A 25476-nucleotide genomic window follows, 5' to 3' on the forward strand; every position below is an offset into this window, starting at 1 on the left:
TGATCTCACGGATCTGACGACAAAATGCTGTTATATCGGGTAATTTCTAAACTTGTTTTTCTTAGTGATCCATAAAGTATCCATTTTGTTTAATGGATTCACTCTCACCGTATCTGTCAATTGTCATCCTGAGACCAAAATGGCTGAGTGTTACAACAGAGCCGTTTTAATCTGTCTATCCTGTAACTAATAAGCTTTTAAACTGGTTTTTCGTGATACAGGAGCGAAAGGAATTCGCTTTATTCTGTGTTTGCATTGACCGCACAGTACCTAAGTCGATTTTCCGCTGCTCCCTCAGGATTCGGAGAGAGTACAAAAATATGAATTCCAGCTCAGGAAATTCTGCACCCGCCATTGGTGAGATCACAGCGGCATCAGGTAAGGTTATTGCCATAAAGCCGGATGGAACTCAGGTAATTCTTGAACCAGGAGATAAGGTTTTTCTTAATGACCGGGTGGTATCGGAAAACGGTGAGCCTGTTGTCATTACGACAGCGAATAATCAGGTTCTGGAGCTGAGTGGACAGCAACCACTTACACTGACCGACAGTGTGTTGTCCGGCCAGGGCTCTGAAGCTGATGAAGAACAGGCTGATGAAAATCAAGCTGACGAAGGGGGGCGGGATGCCATTACCGAAGGGGTTGACCCCGCTTCCGTGGCAGAAACTCCAGCGGTAGAAGAAAAAGCTTCAGAAGAGCCAGGCTCTGAACAAACAGAGTCCAGACTCGCACCTCCGGATATGCCTGTTATTACCCTTGAAAGCGATGACCAGGCAGATCAGGATTCAGCGGTCGAGTCTTCAGAAATTCTGAATGCCAACAGCAGGTCTGCCAGCAGCAACATTGTTCAGCGACAACAGGAGGCAGAGAGGGCAGAGAGTGAAGCGGGGTCGGCAGAGCCTGTTGTCGTTTCGTACCAGCCTGTCGCTCAGGTATCTTCAATGGTTGGTAGTGAAGATGCACCGGTTCTGCAGGGGCAGCTGTCTGCGACGGATGCCGGTGGTGGCGCACTCACCTACTCACTGATATCTGCACCAGAAGCAGGCTCAATCAATATTGATAGCGATGGCTCTTTTGAGTTCAAACCAGGGGCAGAGTTTGATTATCTGGCTGCGGGTGAAAACCAGACGGTTACTTTTGTTTTCGAGGTTATTAATTCACAGGGGAACAAAAGTCAGGCATCCGTAGATATCACGGTAGAAGGTGTTAACGATACACCTGAAGTAGATGCCCCGATTGCTCTTGATGTCAACCAGAATGATTCCGGTATTAGTTTAAACCTTTTAAAGAACGCCAGTGATACAGACCTTAACGATGATCTGTCTGTTACTGGCCTTCGTCTGGTTTCTGGTAATGAGGCTGGTGTTAGTGTGGCTGAAGATGGCTCAGAGGTGATTATTGATCCGGAAGCCTATAAGTACCTGGCCATTGGAGAGACGGAAACCATTACCTACGAATACCGCGTAACGGATTCGCAGGGAGATTTTACGATTCAAACCGCCAGCATCACACTGGCAGGAAGTAATGATGACCCCGTGGTTCAAGATGCAATTTTGTTGAGGGCTGACCAGAACTCGCCATTACAAAATATTGATTTGTTGGCAGGTGCCAGCGATGAGGATCAGACAGATACTTTAAATGTTATGAGCCTCCGACTCACTGCTGGTGATCCGGTTGGCATCAGCATCTCGGAAGATGGCAACAGCCTATCTCTGGATTCGTCCGCCTATCAGCATTTGGCGGCAGGAGAGTCGGAAACAGTTGAGTACAGCTATCAAGTTGACGACGGTCGAGGAGGAACAGTTAACCAGACTGCCTCAATGACAATTGAAGGCCTCAACGATGCACCCACCATCACCAGTGCCACTGATGTGGCCGGGACTGTCTCTGAAATTATGGACGGCGATGCCGGGGAGAACGGCACCAGTCTGACCGACACTGGTTCCTTTACCATTGCTGATGTTGATCTGAGTGACCAGCAGAGCGTCAGTGTCAGTGCTGGAGCTAACGGTTACCTTGGCAGCCTGACAGCTACCGTTGCTGATGACACCCAGGGTGATGGCAGTGGCCGGATCGACTGGAGTTTCAGTGTTGATGATGCCGACATTGACTATCTGGGCGTCGGCGAGACTCTGACCCAGACCTACACCGTGACTGTTGATGACGGCGAAGGCGGTACTGTCGATCAGCAAGTGACCATTACGCTGACCGGTACTAATGATGCACCAACTATCAGCAGTGCCACCGATGTTGCCGGGATGGTCACCGAGATTGTCGATGGTGGCGCCGGTGAGAACAGCAACACCCTGACCGACAACGGCTCATTCACCATTGCCGATGTTGATCTGAATGACCAGCAGAGCGTCAGTGTCAGTGCTGGAGCCAACGGATACCTGGGCAGCCTCACCGCTACCGTTGCTCATGACACCCAGGGTGACGGCAGTGGCCGGATCGACTGGAGTTTCAGTGTTGATGATGCCGACGTCGATTACCTGGCTGCCGGTCAGACCCTGACCCAAACTTACACTGTCACTGTTGATGACGGCGAAGGCGGTACTGTCAATCAGCAAGTGACCATCACCCTGACCGGTACTAATGATGCACCAACTATCAGCAGTGCCACCGATGTTGCCGGGATGGTCACCGAGATTGTCGATGGTGGCGCCGGTGAGAACAGCAACACCCTGACCGACAATGGCTCCTTCACCATTGCCGATGTTGATCTGAATGACCAGCAGAGCGTCAGTGTCAGTGCTGGAGCCAACGGATACCTAGGCAGCCTGACAGCTACCGTCGCTGATGACACCCAGGGTGACGGCAGTGGCCGGATCGACTGGAGTTTCAGTGTTGATGATGCCGACGTTGATTACCTAAGTGCAGGTGAGACACTGAACCAAACCTACACCGTGACTGTTGATGACGGCAAAGGCGGTACTGTCGATCAGCAAGTGACCATCACCCTGACCGGTACTAATGATGCACCAACTATCAGCAGTGCCACCGATGTTGCCGGGATGGTCACCGAGATTGTCGATGGTGGCGCCGGTGAGAACAGCAACACCCTGACCGACAATGGTTCCTTCACCATCGCCGATGTTGATCTGAGTGACCAGCAGAGCGTCAGTGTCAGTGCTGGAGCCAACGGTTACCTGGGCAGCCTCACCGCTACCGTAGCGGATGACACCCAGGGTGACGGCAGCGGCCGGATCGACTGGAGTTTCAGTGTTGATGATGCCGACGTCGATTACCTAAGTGCAGGTGAGACACTGAACCAAACCTACACCGTGACTGTTGATGACGGCAAAGGCGGTACTGTCGATCAGCAAGTGACCATCACCCTGACCGGTACTAATGATGCACCAACTATCAGCAGTGCCACCGATGTTGCCGGGATGGTCACCGAGATTGTCGATGGTGGTGCCGGTGAGAACAGCAACACCCTGACCGACAATGGCTCCTTCACCATCGCCGATGTTGATCTGAATGACCAGCAGAGCGTCAGTGTCAGTGCTGGAGCCAACGGTTACCTTGGCAGCCTCACCGCTACCGTAGCGGATGACACCCAGGGTGACGGCAGCGGCCGGATCGACTGGAGTTTCAGTGTTGATGATGCCGACGTCGATTACCTAAGTGCAGGTGAGACACTGAACCAAACCTACACCGTGACTGTTGATGACGGCAAAGGCGGTACTGTCGATCAGCAAGTGACCATCACCCTGACCGGTACTAATGATGCACCAACTATCAGCAGTGCCACCGATGTCGCCGGGATGGTCACCGAGATTGTCGATGGTGGCGCCGGTGAGAACAGCAACACCCTGACCGACAATGGCTCATTCACCATCGCCGATGTTGATCTGAGTGATCAGCAGAGCGTCAGTGTCAGCGCCAGTGCCAACGGATACCTGGGCAGCCTCACCGCTACCGTAGCGGATGACACCCAGGGTGACGGCAGCGGCCGGATAGACTGGAGTTTCAGTGTTGATGATGCCGATGTCGATTACCTAAGTGCAGGTGAGACACTGAACCAAACCTACACTGTGACTGTTGATGACGGCAAAGGCGGTACTGTCGATCAGCAAGTGACCATTACTCTGACCGGTACTAATGATGCACCAACTATCAGCAGTGCCACCGATGTTGCCGGGATGGTCACCGAGATTGTCGATGGTGGCGCCGGTGAGAACAGCAACACCCTGACCGACAATGGCTCCTTCACCATTGCCGATGTTGATCTGAATGACCAGCAGAGTGTCAGTGTCAGTGCTGGAGCCAACGGTTACCTTGGCAGCCTCACCGCTACCGTAGCGGATGACACCCAGGGTGACGGCAGCGGCCGGATCGACTGGAGTTTCAGTGTCGATGATGCCGACATTGACTATCTGGGCGTCGGCGAGACTCTGACCCAGACCTACACAGTGACTGTTGATGACGGCAAAGGCGGTACTGTCGATCAGCAAGTGACCATCACCCTGACCGGTACTAATGATGCACCAACTATCAGCAGTGCCACCGATGTTGCCGGGATGGTCACCGAGATTGTCGATGGTGGCGCCGGTGAGAACAGCAACACCCTGACCGACAATGGCTCCTTCACCATCGCCGATGTTGATCTGAGTGACCAGCAGAGCGTCAGTGTCAGCGCTGGAGCCAACGGTTACCTTGGCAGTCTCACCGCTACCGTAGCGGATGACACCCAGGGTGACGGCAGTGGCCGGATCGACTGGAGTTTCAGTGTTGATGATGCCGACGTCGATTACCTAAGTGCAGGTGAGACACTGAACCAAACCTACACTGTGACTGTTGATGACGGCAAAGGCGGTACTGTCGATCAGCAAGTGACCATTACTCTGACCGGTAGTAATGATGCACCAACTATCAGCAGTGCCACCGATGTTGCTGGGATGGTCACCGAGATTGTCGATGGTGGCGCCGGTGAGAACAGCAACACCCTGACCGACAATGGCTCCTTCACCATTGCCGATGTTGATCTGAATGACCAGCAGAGTGTCAGTGTCAGTGCTGGAGCCAACGGTTACCTTGGCAGCCTCACCGCTACCGTAGCGGATGACACCCAGGGTGACGGCAGCGGCCGGATCGACTGGAGTTTCAGTGTCGATGATGCCGACATTGACTATCTGGGCGTCGGCGAGACTCTGACCCAGACCTACACAGTGACTGTTGATGACGGCAAAGGCGGTACTGTCGATCAGCAAGTGACCATTACTCTGACCGGTACTAATGATGCACCAACTATCAGCAGTGCCACCGATGTTGCCGGGATGGTCACCGAGATTGTCGATGGTGGCGCCGGTGAGAACAGCAACACCCTGACCGACAATGGCTCCTTCACCATCGCCGATGTTGATCTGAGTGATCAGCAGAGCGTCATTGTCAGTGCTGGAGCCAACGGTTACCTTGGCAGTCTCACCGCTACCGTAGCGGATGACACCCAGGGTGACGGCAGCGGCCGGATCGACTGGAGTTTCAGTGTCGATGACGCCGACGTCGATTACCTGAGTGCAGGTGAGACACTGAACCAAACCTACACCGTGACTGTTGATGACGGCAAAGGCGGTACTGTCGATCAGCAAGTGACCATTACTCTGACCGGTACCAATGATGCACCAACTATCAGCAGTGCCACCGATGTTGCCGGGATGGTCACCGAGATTGTCGATGGTGGCGCCGGTGAGAACAGCAACACCCTGACTGACAATGGCTCCTTCACCATCGCCGATGTTGATCTGAATGACCAGCAGAGCGTCAGTGTCAGTGCTGGAGCCAACGGTTACCTTGGCAGCCTCACCGCTACCGTAGCGGATGACACCCAGGGTGACGGCAGCGGCCGGATCGACTGGAGTTTCAGTGTCGATGATGCCGACATTGACTATCTGGGCGTCGGCGAGACTCTGACCCAGACCTACACCGTGACTGTTGATGACGGCAAAGGCGGTACTGTCGATCAGCAAGTGACCATCACCCTGACCGGTACTAATGATGCACCAACTATCAGCAGTGCCACCGATGTTGCCGGGATGGTCACCGAGATTGTCGATGGTGGCGCCGGTGAGAACAGCAACACCCTGACCGACAATGGCTCATTCACCATCGCCGATGTTGATCTGAATGACCAGCAGAGTGTCAGTGTCAGTGCTGGAGCCAACGGTTATCTGGGCAGCCTGACGGCTACCGTGGCAGACGACACCCAGGGTGATGGCAGCGGCCGGATCGACTGGAGCTTCAGTGTTGATGATGCCGACATTGATTACCTGAGTGCCGGTGAAACCTTAAACCAGACTTACACCGTCACTGTTAATGACGGGGAAGGTGGTACCGTTGATCAGCAGGTGACTATCACAATAACCGGCACCAACGATGCACCTACTATCACGAGTGCCACCGATGTTGCCGGGGCGGTCACCGAGATTGTCGACGGTGGTGCCGGTGAAAACAGCAACAGCCTGACTGACACCGGCTCGTTCACCATTGCTGATGTCGATCTTTCAGACCAGCAGACGGTCAGCGTCAGTGCCGGAGCCAATGGTTATCTGGGTAGCCTGACGGCTACCGTGGCGGATGACACCCAGGGTGATGGCAACGGCCGGATCGACTGGAGCTTCAGTGTTGATGATGCCGACATTGATTACCTGAGTGCCGGTGAAACCTTAAACCAGACTTACACCGTCACTGTTAATGACGGGGAAGGTGGTACCGTTGATCAGCAGGTGACTATCACAATAACCGGCACCAACGATGCACCTACTATCACGAGTGCCACCGATGTTGCCGGGGCGGTCACCGAGATTGTCGACGGTGGTGCCGGTGAAAACAGCAACAGCCTGACTGACACCGGCTCGTTCACCATTGCTGATGTCGATCTTTCAGACCAGCAGACGGTCAGCGTCAGTGCCGGAGCCAACGGTTATCTGGGCAGCCTGACGGCTACCGTGGTAGACGACACCCAGGGTGATGGCAGCGGCCGGATCGACTGGAGTTTCAGTGTTGATGATGCCGACATTGATTACCTGAGTGCCGGTGAAACCTTAAACCAGACTTACACCGTCACTGTTAATGACGGGGAAGGTGGTACCGTTGATCAGCAGGTGACTATCACAATAACCGGTACCAACGATGCACCTACTATCACCAGTGCCACCGATATTGCCGGGGCGGTCACCGAGATTGTCGACGGTGGTGCCGGTGAAAACAGCAACAGCCTGACTGACACCGGCTCGTTCACCATTGCTGATGTCGATCTTTCAGACCAGCAGACGGTCAGCGTCAGTGCCGGAGCCAATGGTTATCTGGGTAGCCTGACGGCTACCGTGGCGGATGACACCCAGGGTGATGGCAACGGCCGGATCGACTGGAGCTTCAGTGTTGATGATGCCGACATTGATTACCTGAGTGCCGGTGAAACCTTAAACCAGACTTACACCGTCACTGTTAATGACGGGGAAGGTGGTACCGTTGATCAGCAGGTGACTATCACAATAACCGGCACCAACGATGCACCTACTATCACCAGTGCCACCGATGTTGCCGGGGCGGTCACCGAGATTGTCGACGGTGGTGCCGGTGAAAACAGCAACAGCCTGACTGACACCGGCTCGTTCACCATTGCTGATGTCGATCTTTCAGACCAGCAGACGGTCAGCGTCAGTGCCGGAGCCAATGGTTATCTGGGTAGCCTGACGGCTACCGTGGCGGATGACACCCAGGGTGATGGCAGCGGCCGGATCGACTGGAGTTTCAGTGTTGATGATGCCGACGTCGATTACCTAAGTGCAGGTGAGACACTGAACCAAACTTACACCGTGACTGTTAATGATGGCAAAGGCGGTACTGTCGATCAGCAAGTGACCATCACCCTGACCGGTACTAATGATGCACCAACTATTAGCAGTGTCACCGATGTCGCCGGGATGGTCACCGAGATTGTCGATGGTGGCGCCGGTGAGAACAGCAATACCCTGACCGACAATGGCTCCTTCACCATCGCCGATGTTGATCTGAATGACCAGCAGAGTGTCAGTGTCAGTGCTGGAGCCAACGGTTACCTTGGCAGCCTCACTGCTACCGTAGCCGATGATACCCAGGGTGACGGCAGTGGCCGGATCGACTGGAGTTTCAGTGTTGATGATGCCGACGTCGATCACCTGGCTGCCGGTCAGACCCTGACCCAAACTTACACCGTCACTGTTGACGATGGCGAAGGCGGTACCGTCGATCAGCAGGTGACTATCACCCTGACCGGTACTAATGATGCACCAACTATTAGCAGTGCCACCGATGTCGCCGGGATGGTCACTGAGATTGTCGATGGTGGTGCCGGTGAGAACAGCAATACCCTGACTGACAATGGCTCCTTCACCATCGCCGATGTTGATCTGAATGACCAGCAGAGTGTCAGTGTCAGTGCTGGAGCCAACGGTTATCTGGGCAGCCTGACGGCTACCGTGGTAGACGACACCCAGGGTGATGGCAGCGGCCGGATCGACTGGAGTTTCAGTGTTGATGATGCCGACATTGATTACCTGAGTGCCGGTGAAACCTTAAACCAGACTTACACCGTCACTGTTAATGACGGGGAAGGTGGTACCGTTGATCAGCAGGTGACTATCACAATAACCGGCACCAACGATGCACCTACTATCACGAGTGCCACCGATGTTGCCGGGGCGGTCACCGAGATTGTCGACGGTGGTGCCGGTGAAAACAGCAACAGCCTGACTGACACCGGCTCGTTCACCATTGCTGATGTCGATCTTTCAGACCAGCAGACGGTCAGCGTCAGTGCCGGAGCCAATGGTTATCTGGGTAGCCTGACGGCTACCGTGGCGGATGACACCCAGGGTGATGGCAACGGCCGGATCGACTGGAGCTTCAGTGTTGATGATGCCGACATTGATTACCTGAGTGCCGGTGAAACCTTAAACCAGACTTACACCGTCACTGTTAATGACGGGGAAGGTGGTACCGTTGATCAGCAGGTGACTATCACAATAACCGGCACCAACGATGCACCTACTATCACGAGTGCCACCGATGTTGCCGGGGCGGTCACCGAGATTGTCGACGGTGGTGCCGGTGAAAACAGCAACAGCCTGACTGACACCGGCTCGTTCACCATTGCTGATGTCGATCTTTCAGACCAGCAGACGGTCAGCGTCAGTGCCGGAGCCAATGGTTATCTGGGTAGCCTGACGGCTACCGTGGCGGATGACACCCAGGGTGACGGCAGTGGCCGGATCGACTGGAGTTTCAGTGTTGATGATGCCGACATTGATTACCTGAGTGCCGGTGAAACCTTAAACCAGACTTACACCGTCACTGTTAATGACGGGGAAGGTGGTACCGTTGATCAGCAGGTGACTATCACAATAACCGGCACCAACGATGCACCTACTATCACGAGTGCCACCGATGTTGCCGGGGCGGTCACCGAGATTGTCGACGGTGGTGCCGGTGAAAACAGCAACAGCCTGACTGACACCGGCTCGTTCACCATTGCTGATGTCGATCTTTCAGACCAGCAGACGGTCAGCGTCAGTGCCGGAGCCAATGGTTATCTGGGCAGCCTGACGGCTACCGTGGTAGACGACACCCAGGGTGATGGCAGCGGCCGGATCGACTGGAGTTTCAGTGTTGATGATGCCGACATTGATTACCTGAGTGCCGGTGAAACCTTAAACCAGACTTACACCGTCACTGTTAATGACGGGGAAGGTGGTACCGTTGATCAGCAGGTGACTATCACAATAACCGGCACCAACGATGCACCTACTATCACGAGTGCCACCGATGTTGCCGGGGCGGTCACCGAGATTGTCGACGGTGGTGCCGGTGAAAACAGCAACAGCCTGACTGACACCGGCTCGTTCACCATTGCTGATGTCGATCTTTCAGACCAGCAGACGGTCAGCGTCAGTGCCGGAGCCAATGGTTATCTGGGTAGCCTGACGGCTACCGTGGCGGATGACACCCAGGGTGATGGCAGCGGCCGGATCGACTGGAGTTTCAGTGTTGATGATGCCGACATTGATTACCTGAGTGCCGGTGAAACCTTAAACCAGACTTACACCGTCACTGTTAATGACGGGGAAGGTGGTACCGTTGATCAGCAGGTGACTATCACAATAACCGGTACCAACGATGCACCTACTATCACCAGTGCCACCGATGTTGCCGGGGCGGTCACCGAGATTGTCGACGGTGGTGCCGGTGAAAACAGCAACAGCCTGACTGACACCGGCTCGTTCACCATTGCTGATGTCGATCTTTCAGACCAGCAGACGGTCAGCGTCAGTGCTGGAGCCAACGGTTACCTTGGCAGCCTGACGGCTACCGTGGCGGATGACACCCAGGGTGACGGCAGTGGCCGGATCGACTGGAGTTTCAGTGTTGATGATGCCGACATTGATTACCTGAGTGCCGGTGAAACCTTAAACCAGACTTACACCGTCACTGTTAATGACGGGGAAGGTGGTACCGTTGATCAGCAGGTGACTATCACAATAACCGGTACCAACGATGCACCTACTATCACCAGTGCCACCGATGTTGCCGGGGCGGTCACCGAGATTGTCGACGGTGGTGCCGGTGAAAACAGCAACAGCCTGACTGACACCGGCTCGTTCACCATTGCTGATGTCGATCTTTCAGACCAGCAGACGGTCAGTGTCAGTGCTGGAGCCAACGGTTACCTTGGCAGCCTGACAGCTACCGTAGCGGATGACACCCAGGGTGACGGCAGCGGCCGGATCGACTGGAGTTTCAGTGTTGATGATGCCGACGTCGATTACCTAAGTGCAGGTGAGACACTGAACCAAACTTACACCGTGACTGTTGATGACGGCAAAGGCGGTACTGTCGATCAGCAAGTGACCATCACCCTGACCGGTACTAATGATGCACCAACTATTAGCAGTGCCACCGATGTCGCCGGGATGGTCACTGAGATTGTCGATGGTGGCGCCGGTGAGAACAGCAATACCCTGACTGACAATGGCTCCTTCACCATCGCCGATGTTGATCTGAATGACCAGCAGACTGTCAGCGTCAGTGCTGGAGCCAACGGTTACCTTGGCAGCCTGACAGCTACCGTAGCGGATGACACCCAGGGTGACGGCAGCGGCCGGATCGACTGGAGTTTCAGTGTTGATGATGCCGACGTCGATTACCTAAGTGCAGGTGAGACACTGAACCAAACTTACACCGTGACTGTTGATGACGGCAAAGGCGGTACTGTCGATCAGCAAGTGACCATCACCCTGACCGGTACTAATGATGCACCAACTATTAGCAGTGCCACCGATGTCGCCGGGATGGTCACTGAGATTGTCGATGGTGGTGTCGGTGAGAACAGCAACACCCTGACCGACAATGGCTCCTTCACCATCGCCGATGTTGATCTAAATGACCAGCAGAGCGTCAGTGTCAGTGCTGGAGCCAACGGTTACCTTGGCAGCCTGACAGCTACCGTTGCTGATGATACCCAGGGTGACGGCAGCGGCCGGATCGACTGGAGTTTCAGTGTCGATGATGCCGACGTCGATTACCTAAGTGCAGGTGAGACACTGAACCAAACTTACACCGTGACTGTTGATGACGGCAAAGGCGGTACTGTCGATCAGCAGGTGACTATCACAATAACCGGCACCAACGATGCACCTACTATCACGAGTGCCACCGATGTTGCCGGGGCGGTCACCGAGATTGTCGACGGTGGTGCCGGTGAAAACAGCAACAGTCTGACTGACACTGGCTCGTTCACCATTGCCGATGTTGATTTTTCAGACCAGCAGACTGTCAGCGTCAGTGCCGGAGCCAATGGCTACTTGGGTAGTTTGACGGCGACCGTGGCGGACGACACCCAGGGCGATGGCAGCGGCCGTATCGACTGGAGTTTCAGTGTTAATGATGCCGACATTGATTACCTGGGTGCCGGTCAGGCTCTGACCCAGACTTACACCGTCACTGTTAATGACGGGGAAGGAGGTACCGTTGATCAGCAGGTGACCATAACAATAACCGGCACTAACGATGCGGCGGTGATCAATGGTACGGACACCGGCAGTGTCACTGAAGATGCGGGTAATATCCTGACTGCCACTGGCAGCCTGAGTGTGAACGATGTGGATAACGGCGAAGGGAGTTTTACCGGAGAGACCATAACTGGCACCTATGGTTCACTGACCATGAACACCGATGGCAGCTGGAGCTACTCAGCGGATAATAGTCAGTCAGCTATTCAGGCTCTGGGGGATGGTGACAGCCTGAATGAAACCATTACGGTGAAGTCTCTGGATGGCACCACCCACGATATAGTGATTACCATTAACGGCACCAACGACGCACCCATTGCAGCTGATAACAATCTAAGTCTCAGTGAGGCGGGAAAGCATGCCTTTACTAATGCTGAATTTGGCTTCAGTGATGTGGATTCAGGGGATAGTCTTGCTTCCATTACGTTGACATCCTTGCCTGCTTCGGGAAGCCTGACATTAAACGGCAGTGCCGTCTCCGTTAACCAGGTAATCAGCACCAGTGATATTCCAAACCTGGAATTTACCGCAGATGCCAGCATTAACGGTAGTCACCATGGCAGCATTGGCTTTAAGGTAAGCGATGGTGCTCTGGAGAGCAGCACTCATACCATTGATTTTTATACACCGCCCAAAATTGATTCTGTTGTCGTCGATAATAGTTTCCAGCCCGTGATTACGGGTACGGGCCAACCAAATACTACCCTGAACTTTACCATTAACAATAACAGTTTCAGTGCATCCGTTGGCAGTGATGGTAACTGGAGCTATACGCCCTCGCTGACACTGAACGATGGTGACCCACTGAATATCAGTGTTACCTCTACAGAGGCAGGTGGTGTTGCCAGTTCTGCAACCACTTACAGTGCGAATGTTAGCCGAGGGGATGCCCAAGATAACACCCTGACAGGCGGCAACGGTACAGACTTTATGGACGGTGAGTCAGGTGCTGATGTGCTCACTGGTGGTGAGGGCGATGATTGGTTAACGGGTGGTAGTGGTCAGGATCGTTTTGTCTGGCAGGCTGGTGACGGTGGCTCTGCCGGTGATCCGGCCATTGACCGCATTACAGATTTTTCCGTCGGTGCCGGTGGTGACATTCTCGATTTGCACGCTCTTCTCAGTGGTGAGGAAAATACTACAGCAGATCAGTTTATTCATTTCCGCACAGAAGGCAGTGATACCGTCATTGACGTTAGCGTTGTTGCCGGTGGTGATGTAGTACAGCAGATTGTGCTGGAAAACACAGATCTGTCGCCTTTGGGGAATACGGATCAGGAAATTATTGAGCAGCTGCTGAGCGATGGTCAGCTCACCCTTGCCCAGACCATTGCCATTGATAACAACATAATGGGTGACAACCAGATCAGCGCCGCCGAAGAAGGTGCCGTTCTGGTTTCCGGTGTTGGTGAGCCCGGAGCTTCCATTCAGGTCGAAATTGAAGATACATCAGCTGCTACTGTCTCTGCCACTGTAACGGTTGGACTGGATGGCACCTGGAGTTTGGCGGGCAGTGAGCTGGATGTCAGTAACCTGTCTGACGGTACACTGGATATTACCGTTACCCAAACCGACAGTACTGGAAACGTTACGACGGACACTTCGACCGTTATCTTCTCCGGTACCACCCCCACGCTATCTTCTGCTGAAATCGTGGCTAATACACAGAATCTGGTACTGACTTTTAGTGAAAATATGGACAAGAGTCGTGTCCCTGACCTGGCTGACTTTGATGTGGCCATTGATGGTAGTGCTGTCAATGTTCTTAATGTCTCTTATCTTAACGATACCCAGATTCGCCTTAGTCTGGACACAGCGGTTAGTCCCTCGGGCGGTGTGACGCTTGATTATACGCCCGGCAGTAATGCCCTTCAGGAACAGGTGGGAATTAACCCATTTGCCGCATTAAGTAGTTTCTCTGCTTCAGTGACGCCCGATGTTTCTGCTGCGGTTCGCCAGAATATGACCGTAGAGGGTGACCAGCTGGTCATTGATTATAATGAAACGCTTGATTCCGGCAGCGTTCCCGATACCAGTGCCTTCACCCTGTCTCTGGTTGGCGGCGGCAGCCGTACTGTGTCAAGCGTCAGCATTTCCGGTAGCCGGATGACGTTAACTCTGGACAGCCCGGTTGGCGATGCGGACATTGTTCAGTTGTCCTATAGCGTGGCTGATGCCAGCAATAATGGCGGTGGCCCCATTCAGGATGACCAGGGCAATGACAGTAGTAGCTTCAGTAGTGCTCTGGTTGAGAATAATACAGATACCTCAGTACCAACTATTAACAGTGCCGTGGTGGACGGTGATACTCTCACCCTGACTTATTCAGAGGATTTGAATGAGAGTGTCAGCCTGACCGGAATTCTGAATGTTGATGTGGCGGGTACCAGCAGGTCGGTCAGCAGTACTTCAATTAGTGGTAATCAGGTAACGGTGCAGCTGGCCAGCCCCGTGGCAGACGGGGAGTCGGTGACGTTTAGCTATAGCCCATCCAGTGCAGATAGCAGTAGTAACAATGACCGGGTCGAAGATTTGCGGGGCTTTGACGCCGCTGCCCTCAATCATGGCGACATAACCGTCACCAATACCACGGACACCATTTCACCCAGCCTGTCCACCGCCGAGGTGGATGGCAATACCGTGACATTAACGTTCAGTGAGGCACTGAATGGTAATGCCACCATTAATCCATCCCTGTTTAATATTGTCGTCGACGGGCAGAGTGAACCGGTCAGTAGCCTTGCTATCAGTGGCCAGCAACTGACTCTGACGCTCTCCAACGCGATTACGGATGGTCAGACGGTCACTCTGGATTACACTGGGCCCGGTGCGGGCAGTGCTCTGGACAATGACCGCCTGGAAGACCTCGTCGGTAATGACACTTCTTCGATAGCCGGCTTCTCTGTCGACAACGTGACCAACAGCGGTGGTAACCCGGAAGTTGTGCGCCTTTACAGTGATGATGCGGATCAGTGGTACAGCGATGGTGACACCATTACCGTCAAGGTAGAGTTTTCTGAGCCTGTCCAGGTGACAGGGAATCCTACTCTACAGCTGGAAACCGGCACAATTGACCGTCTTGGCACGTACAGCGGTGGTTCAGGAACTAAAGTCCTTTCCTTTACCTACACAGTGGCTAATCCCGATGAGTCTGCCGACCTCAATGCATTATCCACCTCCGCACTGGATCTTGGTGGCGGTACGATTACCGACCTCTTAGGTAACAACGCAGACTTGCTCTTGCCTGAGCTGAATGAAGCCGGGGCCCTGGCTCAACAAAACGACATCAGGATTGATACGGTTTCTCCTACCGTAGGGCTCAGCAGCAGCTCAGCCAGTTCAGCGGGCATTCTGACGCTTTCCGGTAATGGTTTCAGCTCACTGCTGTCACCAGGTGAGTCCACCGATACCGATCTGATTGGCAGACTGGATTGGTCAAAACTTTCATGGCGGGTTGTTGACAATAGCGGCAGTAACACGGATATCAGCTTTAGCGCGGCTGATATTGAATCCGCTCTGGCCGTGAACGATCAACAATTGAACATCAAGATCAGTAGTAGCAAGCTTTCCAGCATGCGTGCCACCTCAGGCTATGGTAATGAGGAAGGTATGGATCTGATCCGGATTACCAGTGATGGTTTCTTCCGGGATGCGGCTGGTAACACCATGAGCGATGGCAACAGCGCTGGCGTGGAGATCTTCATACTGCCTCCTGATGGTATTGCACCTTCTGTCAGCGGTATCACCAGCCTGACAGTGGACGGGGAATACGCAACGGGTTCCGTTATCCGTTTGCAGGTGAGCTTTGATGAAGCCGTGGAGGTGACGGGTACACCGGTACTGTTGATGGGTACTGGTGACAATATCTCTGTTGCCCGGTTCAGTTCCGGGTCTGGCACCCAGGAGCTGGTGTTTGAGTACACTGTTCAGCCAGGGGATGAGGCACCGGACCTGGATGTACTGAGTGCCAGCGCCCTGCAGCTCAATGGTGGCACCATCAAAGATTTATCGGGCAATGCCGCTGTGCTGACGGTTCCTGTTGCTGCCAATAGCGATTCGCTGGCCAGTACCGCGGATATCATGATCGACGGCTCCGCCCCAGATGTGTCTATTACCGGGGTTACTCTGGCTCCCGAGGGCGCCAATGATCAAAAACTGACCATCAATGGCAGTGGTTTTGATGCGTTATTGGGCAGTGGCGAATCCGTTGGCTTGAGCCTGACAGGAGATGCTCTGTCACGGTTTGACTGGAGCAAGCTCTCTATAAAACTGAAACAGCCTGATGGTAGCTTTGAAAGTGTCAGTCTTGACGCCTCCGATATTGGTTCAGTAGAGATTCACAATAACCGGCTTGAGATTGTTATTGATGAAGGCGTCAACAAGGTACTGGACAACAATGGTTTCAGTACCGTATCAGGGGACACAGCACTGGATATCAGTCAAGGCTTTATGGCTGACCGGGCGGGCAACCGATCTACTACCGATGCTCTTGCGGATCAGGCGGTCACTGTCACCAGCAACGGCGCTACGGTTCTTAATGTTTCCTCCGACACCGTAGATGGAAGCTATCAGGCCGGTGATGAAATTCTGATTCGCGTACGGTTCAGTGAAAAGGTCTCGCTGCAAAATTACGACCCTAATGATGACCCTCTCTTGTTGTTGCTTAATGACAGACAGCCGACCCAGGCCGATCCTTATGGGGGTAATGCCGTTTATGTCTCAGGCGATGGCACCAGGGAATTTGTGTTCCGCCATACCGTGAGTGCCGGGGAAAACATTGATGACCTTAACTATCGTGATACCAGTTCCCTGACGTTCAGTACCGGCATTTCTGCAGGCTCCCTGGTCAACGGTGCAGGCAGTAATGTCAGCCTGACATTGCCCGGAACCGCCAGCACTGAATCACTGGCCGGTAGCAGTGACATTGTTATTGACACAGATGCAGCTACCACCACCATCACCAGTGCCGCCTACGATGAAAACAACAACCAGCTCCTGCTGAAGGGAGCGGATTTTGATCAACTGCTGAACAACAGCGAAAGTGCCACCGCCGATCTTTCAGGCAGGCTGGACTGGAGCAAGCTGGTGATTGATATCGATAAGGATGACGGTATCACACAAAACGTCAGCTTCTCTGCCAGTGATGTGACGGTTGCCCGTCTGGCGGGAGCGGATACCCTGTCAATCCAGTTAACTGATGCCAAGGCCACCGAACTTGAGGGCATATTTGGCTATAAGGGTTCAGAGGATGGCGTTGATATCCAGGCAGGATTCCTGAGGGATTTGGCGGGTAACGAAGGTGCCGCAGCCACCAGTGACCTGACCCTGGATTACACCGACATTGCTGCACCGACGGTGTTGCAGGTACGCCTTGAAGATCCCGGTCAATTTATCACCGGAGAACAGGTGGTTATTCTCGTTCAGCTCAGTGAGTCAGTGAACATCAGTGGTATTGATGCTTCCGATGCCAGCACCTACCCAACGCTGAATCTGAATAACGGCGCCGTAGCCACCTACGACAGTGGTGCTGGTAGCGATATATTAAGGTTTGTCTACACCGTTGGTGCGGGTAACAGTGAAAACAGCCAGGGGCTTAACTACGCTTCAGATTCTGCGCTGACCATACCTGCCGGGGTCATGGTCTTTGATTCCGCAGGGAACAGCATGCTTGCCACGCTGCCTCCGGTTAACAGTAACGATGCGCTGGCCCAGACGGGCAGTGCCATCATAGATGTTAATGCTCCGGAAATTACCGCAGTCAACAGCCTGACCTCCGACGGCCCTTACAACGAGGGCAAGGTAATCCAGATTGAGGTGTCTTTCACTGAAGCCGTTGATATTTCTGGAGTTCCAGCCCTTAACCTGGATACCGGTGGCCAGGCCATCTACTCCAGTGGTGCCGGAACGGACAAACTGGTGTTCAATTATACGATTGGCAGTGGTCAAGACAGCTCAGACCTTGATGTCAGCAGCCTGGATCTGTCCAACGGCAGCATTACCGACCTGGCCGGTAATTCAGTGGATGTTAGCACCCTTCCGACGGGGGCTCAGGCCAACTCACTGGCAAGCAATGCAGCACTTGAAGTTGATACAACCAACCCTTCCTTACCGGGTCTGGGTGCGGTTAACTTCTGGGTTGGTAGCGACGGCTATTCGCCGGGCCGGATATTTATTTATTCAGATGGTAATCAAGCGCTTAATTCCAACGAAGTCAGCCAGATGACGCCTGACTGGAGCAAGCTGTACGTTGAAAATACAGAGACTGGCGAGCGGCATTATTTCAAGGCAGATGATTTTTCGGCCAGCAGTTTTGAACGGCACTCATCAATAAATCATGAGATGAAAATAGACCTGAACCAGAGTGGGGCTGATGCGTTTGAAAAAAACTTCCGGGGCTACAGTGACTGGCCAGACACTATGGTTGTACATGTTGAAGAAGGGTTTCTGGTAGACCGTGCTGGCAACGGCTATTCTTTTTCATCACCGTCAAACGGTCTGGATATGGAAATTCTCTCTCCTACGGATACGCCAACCGCGCAGGGGAGGCAAGGTAACAAAATTACGGATGTTCGTGTTGTCTCTGTGAATGACACTTATAAAGCCGGTGAAGAGTTGTTGATTCAGGTGGATTTCAACCATGTGGTTAAACTTGACTACAGTACAACACCTGAACTCCGGTTTAATATTGGCGGCACGCAACAAACCGCAGTACTGGACACGAATGCCCACTTATCCGGCGAGTACAACAACAGCTTTTTATACCGTTATACAATTCAGAGTGGCGATAATGTCACTGGCAGTATCTCCCTTGCGGCGTCCAACCCCATCGATACAGTATTCAAGGAACCTGCAACTTCTTCATGGACTAATGGCGCTATCACTGTCAATTCAGAGCAGAGTATCGCCCTGACAGCACCTTCAGGAGCAGGTTCCCTGGATAACAACAGTTCAGATCTGATTATCGATACGACTGCTCCGCTCACCACCATTGCCTCGGCCAGTTATGACCCCGATACCAATCAGCTGGAGCTGTCGGGTTCAAACTTCAATGATATTTTAAGTGGCAATACCGCCGCTGACAGTGCTGAGTTAAGGCTGGTGCTGGACTGGAGCAAGCTCAGCTATAAGGTCAACGGCTCACTGACCGAGAGCTTCAGTGAAGATGACGTGTTGTCTGCCAAAGTGCTGGATAACAATAAACTCATTATTGAGTTGGCAGCGGCCAAGGCTGACAGTATTGAAACCAACTCCGGTGGTGATTATAGCGATGATTCCCTGGATATCTCCGCCGGGTTTATCAAGGATCTGGCGGGCAACGTGTCAACCACCGATGCGCTCTCTGCAGGCAGTGTGACCCAGTCGGATCTGAAAGCACCTGATTTAACCTCATCTCTGGCTTCCAGTAACGAGTTGGTGCTGGGCTTCTCCGAAGCCATTTCCGGCTCGCCCTCAAACTCTGACTTTACCGTTCAAATTGATGGCAGTGCACGTCTGGTGACTGGAGTTGCCGTAAACGGCCAGGAAGTTACCGTGACCTTTGATGGCGCCCAGATTGACAGCTCAGAACAGTTACTATTCAGCTACACCGGCAGTAGCCTGAGTGACAGCAGTGGTAATGATGTGGCCAGCATCAGCGACCGGGTGGCAGGCTTTGACCATAGTTCCAGTGCCGGTTTGGACACTCTGATTGGCGATATCGGGGACGATATTTTCACCATTGACCATGACGACGTCACTGCTTCTGGTGGTTTGGGGGCGGATATCTTTGATTTTAATGCCACCGGCACAGCGCAAAACCCTGCCGAGCTGATTATTACCGATTTCAATACCGATGAAGGCGACGTGCTGAAGCTGGATGATATCCTGGTGGATCCAAGTGACAGCCTTGATGAGCATTTCCATTTTGTTGCCAGCGGCAATGATACCGTGATGGAGATCAGTGACACCGCCAATGGTGATGTCACCAAGAAAGTTACGTTCAAGGATGTTGATCTGTTCGCCCTGGGCGGAAGTGATGCTGATATTCTTAACAACCTTATGGATAACAATAATTTGGATCATGGCTCCTAAAGCCTGTTATTTTTCGATTGGCACATTTTGTCGTCTTGTGATCCTATCTATGATCTCACGGATCTGACGACAAAATGCTGTTATATCGGGTAATTTCTAAATAGTGATTCTTTCCCATTTCCGGGCCTGCCAGACCATAACAAAAGCCAGTGAGCTGATAAGTCTCTGCAAAGCCTGTACCAGCCAGATTGCAGTCAGTCCCAGGCCCAGCACAGGTCCAACCAGCCAGCACAGTGGTAACAGGATTAACCACTGTCCGGCAGCTCTTATACCTAGCACCGTGCGATTTGCACCGGCACCCAGAAGGGCCTGTGTGAATACCAGAGAGGCCGCATCAAGGAAGATACTCAAACCGGTCAGCTGAAGCGGAATTGTTCCCATCTCCACAAGCGACTCCTGATGCAGGAAGAGACTCAGCAGGAATTTGGGAGCAAAAAGTAAGGGGATGCTCAGTAGTAGCAGTATACTGGCTGCGACCATGACAATATCCCAGCCCCAGCGCCAGGCTTTATCGGGTTTACCGGCTCCCAGGCTCTGGCTCACCAGGGTATTAGCAGCCATACCCATGCCCATACCCGGCAAAATCAACAACAGGGAAATATTCATCAGAACATGGGCTACAGCCAGTTCACTGGTTCCCATCTGGGCAATGATGGCAAATAGCATCATAAAACCAAGAGAGAACAGCATTTGTTGCAGAGAATCCGGAACAGCCAGTCGTATCAGTCGAAGGGTCTGCCCAAAGTCACGATTCATTAAAAACCTGAAGTCCATAAAACCTTGTTCTTTGGCGATCCCCAGAAGGCTGAACAAATTCAGCATGGTAGCGAGGTACATTGCGAGGAAAGTGCCAAGTGCTGCCCCGGCAACTCCCATTGCTGGTAATGGACCTATGCCATAGATAAGACCGAAACTCACCAGCGCATTGAAGAGGTGAGAGATGACCAGAATACGCAGAAAACCTGAAGGCCTCCCCGTGCCATTCCAGTAACCTCTGAAAGAGAGGCAAAGAGCGGCAGCAGCCAGGGACATGACACGAATCCGAAAATAGGTAACGGCAGTATCCTGCACTAGTGCACCCTGGTTAAAAATGTGCAATATCCATGGGGCTAACAGCATCAGCATAAGACTGACGGGCAAGGCAAAGAACAGGGCGATGATGATGCCATGGTTGACGGGCGTCGCACACAGACGACCATGGTCAGCCCCCAATCGACGGGCTACTTGCGCCTGTACGCCGGCAGAGAGCCCTGCCACAAGGGAGAGACCGACAAAGTTTGCATAACTGGCGGCACCCACTGCCGCCAGCGCTTCTTTTCCCAAGGGACCCACCAGGGCAGCATCGACAAGATTCAGAAGGCTTTGAGACAGCATCGCCATGATGATGGGGGTGCCCAGTTTCAATATGGTAGTAACGCGCTGTTTCAAGTAAACCTCAGACTGTGTTATTCAAGATTTGGGCGTAACCAGCGTTCGGCTTCTTCCAGACTTATGCCCTTTCGCTCAGCGTAAGAAGCAAGCTGGTCTTTGGCGATCTTACCCAGACCAAAGTATTTGGATTCAGGGTGAGAGAAGTACCAACCACTGACACTGGCTGCGGGCATCATGGCAAAGTGTTCTGTCAGGTTGACTCCGGTATTTTCCTCGCCATTGAGCAGCTTAAACAGTGTTGCTTTTTCGGTGTGGTCCGGGCACGCCGGGTAGCCGGGGGCAGGGCGGATACCGGTGTATTTTTCCTTAATCAGTTCTTCATTACTTAAGACTTCATCCGGAGCATAACACCAGAATTCCTTGCGCACTTTTTCGTGCATATATTCGGCAAACGCTTCAGCCAGCCGGTCAGCAAGCGCCTTCACCATGATGCTGTTGTAGTCATCGCCCTTGTCTTCGTAGGTGTTGGCCAGTTCATCCGCACCAATGCCCGCCGTGGTGATAAAACCGCCGACATAGTCTTCCAGTCCAGAGTTTTTTGGTGCAACAAAGTCTGACAGGCAGTAGTTTGGCTTATCATCCGGTCTTGGGTTCTGCTGGCGAAGATGATGAAGCATGGCTTTGACTTCGGAGCGATCTTCGTCGGTATAAACCTCAAGGTCATCATCGTTTACCTGAGATGCGGGCCAGAAGCCAATAGCCGCGCGAGCACCAATTTTCTTGTTCTCAACAAGATCTTTCAACATGGCCCTGGCATCATTGTAAAGGGTGGTGGCCGCTTCACCGACAATGTCATCTTTCAGGATATTCGGATATTTGCCCGCCAGATCCCAGGTGATGAAAAAAGGTGTCCAGTCGATGTAATCCACCAGTTTTTCCAGCGGGTAATCTTCAAACACTTTGACACCTGTGAAGGTTGGGGCGGGTGGTTGATAGTTGTTCCAGCCGGCATCAAAGCGATTATCAACAGCCTCCTCATAAGTCAGTAATTGTCGCTTATTACTGCGTTTCTCATGGCGTACTCGAATTTTTTCGTACTCGGCACGCGTCTCCTCGATCAGTCCCGGTTTCAGTTCTTTACTCATCAATCGTGTCGCAATACCAACACTACGGGAGGCATCGGTCACATAAAGTGCCAGATCATTTTGAAACTGTGGCTCTATTTTCACAGCCGTGTGAGCTCTGGAAGTGGTTGCACCGCCGATTAACAGGGGCAGGTGCATGTCCTGGCGTTGCATCTCGCTGGCGACATGCACCATTTCGTCCAGAGACGGTGTGATCAAACCGCTGAGACCAATAATGTCCACGTTTTCTTCCCTGGCTACCTGCAGGATTTTTTCGCAGGGTACCATAACACCCAGGTCGATCACCTCGAAGTTATTACAGGCCAGCACAACGCCGACAATATTTTTGCCAATGTCGTGTACATCGCCTTTAACGGTCGCCATCAGTATCTTGCCGTTGGACTGAACGTCGCCGTCTTTCTCTTCTTCAATGAAAGGAATCAGGTGGGCAACGGCCTGTTTCATAACCCGGGCACTTTTGACGACCTGGGGTAGAAACATTTTACCGGCTCCAAACAGATCACCGACTACGTTCATACCCTCCATCAATGGACCTTCGATAACATGAATAGGGCGATCTGCCTGTTGACGAGCTTCTTCGGTGTCTTCAACAATGTAGGTGGTTATCCCTTTCACGAGGGCATGTTCAAGACGTTTGTTGACGTCCTGTTCACGCCAGGAAAGGTCTTCTACTTTCTTCTGGCCGGTGCTGCCACCGCGATAGTCCTCTGCAATGGCCAGTAAGGCTTCTGTGGCTTCGTTATTGCGGTTGAGAATGACATCTTCAACCCGTTCACGTAGCTCTTTGGGGATTTCCTCGTAAATTTCCAGCTGTCCGGCATTGACAATACCCATAGTCAGACCATCTTTGATGGCGTGATACAGGAAGACCGCATGAATGGCTTCCCTGACCGGGTTGTTACCCCTGAATGAGAAGGAAACGTTACTAACGCCGCCAGAGATCATGGCATGGGGCAGGTTTTCCCTGATGTAGCGAGTCGCATTGATGAAGTCCACCGCATAATTGTTGTGCTCATCAATACCGGTAGCCACAGCAAAGATATTCGGGTCAAAAATAATGTCCTGGGGTGGGAAGCCCACTTCATTAACCAGAATATCGTAAGAACGCTTACAGATTTCTATTTTGCGGGCTTCGGTGTCAGCCTGACCGGTCTCGTCAAAAGCCATCACCACAACGGCAGCACCGTAATTACGGCATAGCCTTGCCTGATGGCGGAAAGCTTCTTCGCCTTCTTTCAGGCTGATAGAGTTAACAATGCCTTTGCCCTGAATGCATTGCAGACCGGCTTCGATGACATCCCATTTAGATGAGTCCACCATGACCGGCACTTTGGAGATGTCCGGCTCAGAGGCCACCAGATTCAGGAAAGTAGTGATAGCCTTTTTGGCATCCAGCATCCCTTCATCCATGTTGATGTCGATGACCTGGGCTCCGTTTTCAACCTGCTGACGAGCAACGTCCAGGGCTGTGTCGTAATCTTCTTCAATAATCAGGCGTTTAAAGCGGGCTGAGCCGGTTACATTACAACGTTCACCGACATTGACAAACAGCGAGTCTGCAAAAATATTGAAGGGCTCAAGACCACTGAGACGACAGGCGACAGGAATTTCAGGAATCTGACGTCTTTCGATAGACGTCATTCTATCTGCAATTGCCTTGATATGAGCCGGAGTACTGCCGCAGCAACCACCAATAATGTTCACCAGGCCGGATTCGGCAAACTCGGCAACAATGTCTGCCATTTCATCCGGAGTTTGATCGTACTCGCCAAACGCATTAGGCAAGCCCGCATTAGGGTGTGCGCTGATAAAAGTGTTGGCAATGTTGGACAGTTCTTCCAGATATGGACGCAGCTCACTGGCACCCAGGGCACAGTTCAGGCCTACAGAGACAGGATTGGCATGTTGCACAGAGTTCCAGAAAGCTTCCGTGGTTTGTCCTGAAAGGGTGCGGCCGGAAGCATCGGTAATGGTGCCTGAAATCATGATGGGCAGTTCATAACCCAGCTCGTCAAACAGTTCTTTTACGGCAAAGATAGCGGCTTTGGCATTCAGGGTGTCGAAAATGGTTTCGATCAGAATAATATCGGAACCCCCCTCAATCAGGGCAAGGGCTGCTTCTTTGTAGGCCATAGCCAATGCTTCAAAGCTGGTGTTGCGATAGCCCGGATTGTTGACGTCAGGCGAAATGGAAGCGGTTCTGTTGGTTGGGCCTAGCACCCCTGCTACGAAACGGGGCTTATCAGGGTTTTGAGCAGTGGCTACATCAGCCACTTCTCTGGCTATACGGGCTGACTCCCGGTTGATCTCCGGGACCAGATGTTCCATCTCATAGTCAGCCATGGCAATGGTTGTAGCGTTAAAGGTATTGGTTTCCAGAATGTCAGCTCCGGCATCCAGGTAAGACTGGTAAATCTCCTTGATGATCTCAGGGCGTGTCAGAGAGAGAAGGTCATTATTGCCCTTGAGGTCACAGCTGTGATCAGCAAACCGTTCTCCACGGTAATCTTCTTCATCCAGCTTATAGCCTTGAATCATGGTGCCCATGGCACCGTCAAGGATCAGAATCCGTTTCTCCAATTGCTCTTTAAGAAGGTTTGCTCTTGGAAAGTGTGCTCTTTCTTGACTGTTAGGCATGGGTACAGATTCCGGGCCAGTTCTCTCTATTGCCATGAAACAGGCCGTCAAGGTTTCAGTTTGACGGCTCACGGCTGCTTGTAGGTATTTTCAGGAGAGCGATGGTATCAGAAATGTGCCTCAGAGTGTGTACTTCAAATTACACATATTCATAGAAAAAGTAAGTAAAATGCAAGGTCGACTATGATACCGCTGTCGGCATA

At 52.6% G+C, this 25476-nt stretch carries 3 protein-coding genes; 1 reads left to right on the forward strand and 2 read right to left on the reverse strand.

The window, feature by feature from the left end:
- Nucleotides 1–320: 320 nt before the first annotated feature.
- Entirely contained in the window at nucleotides 321–20120 is a 19800-nt protein-coding gene (locus ACOMG9_RS11455; protein ID WP_494530269.1) for a VCBS domain-containing protein, read from the forward strand.
- 96 nt (nucleotides 20121–20216) lie between these two features.
- On the opposite strand, the gene ACOMG9_RS11460 is transcribed toward ACOMG9_RS11455, so the two are convergent.
- Nucleotides 20217–21548 (reverse strand): MATE family efflux transporter, encoded by a 1332-nt coding sequence (locus ACOMG9_RS11460; protein WP_252180058.1) that lies wholly within the window; start codon nucleotides 21546–21548, stop codon nucleotides 20217–20219.
- Nucleotides 21549–21565: 17 nt separating this feature from the next.
- The gene (gene metH, locus ACOMG9_RS11465) at nucleotides 21566–25273 is read right to left on the reverse strand and encodes a methionine synthase (RefSeq protein ID WP_494530270.1); all 3708 of its coding nucleotides are present in this window, start codon (nucleotides 25271–25273) and stop codon (nucleotides 21566–21568) included.
- Nucleotides 25274–25476: the final 203 nt, after the last annotated feature.

It is taken from the genome of Endozoicomonas sp. PH6C (genome assembly GCF_059322965.1).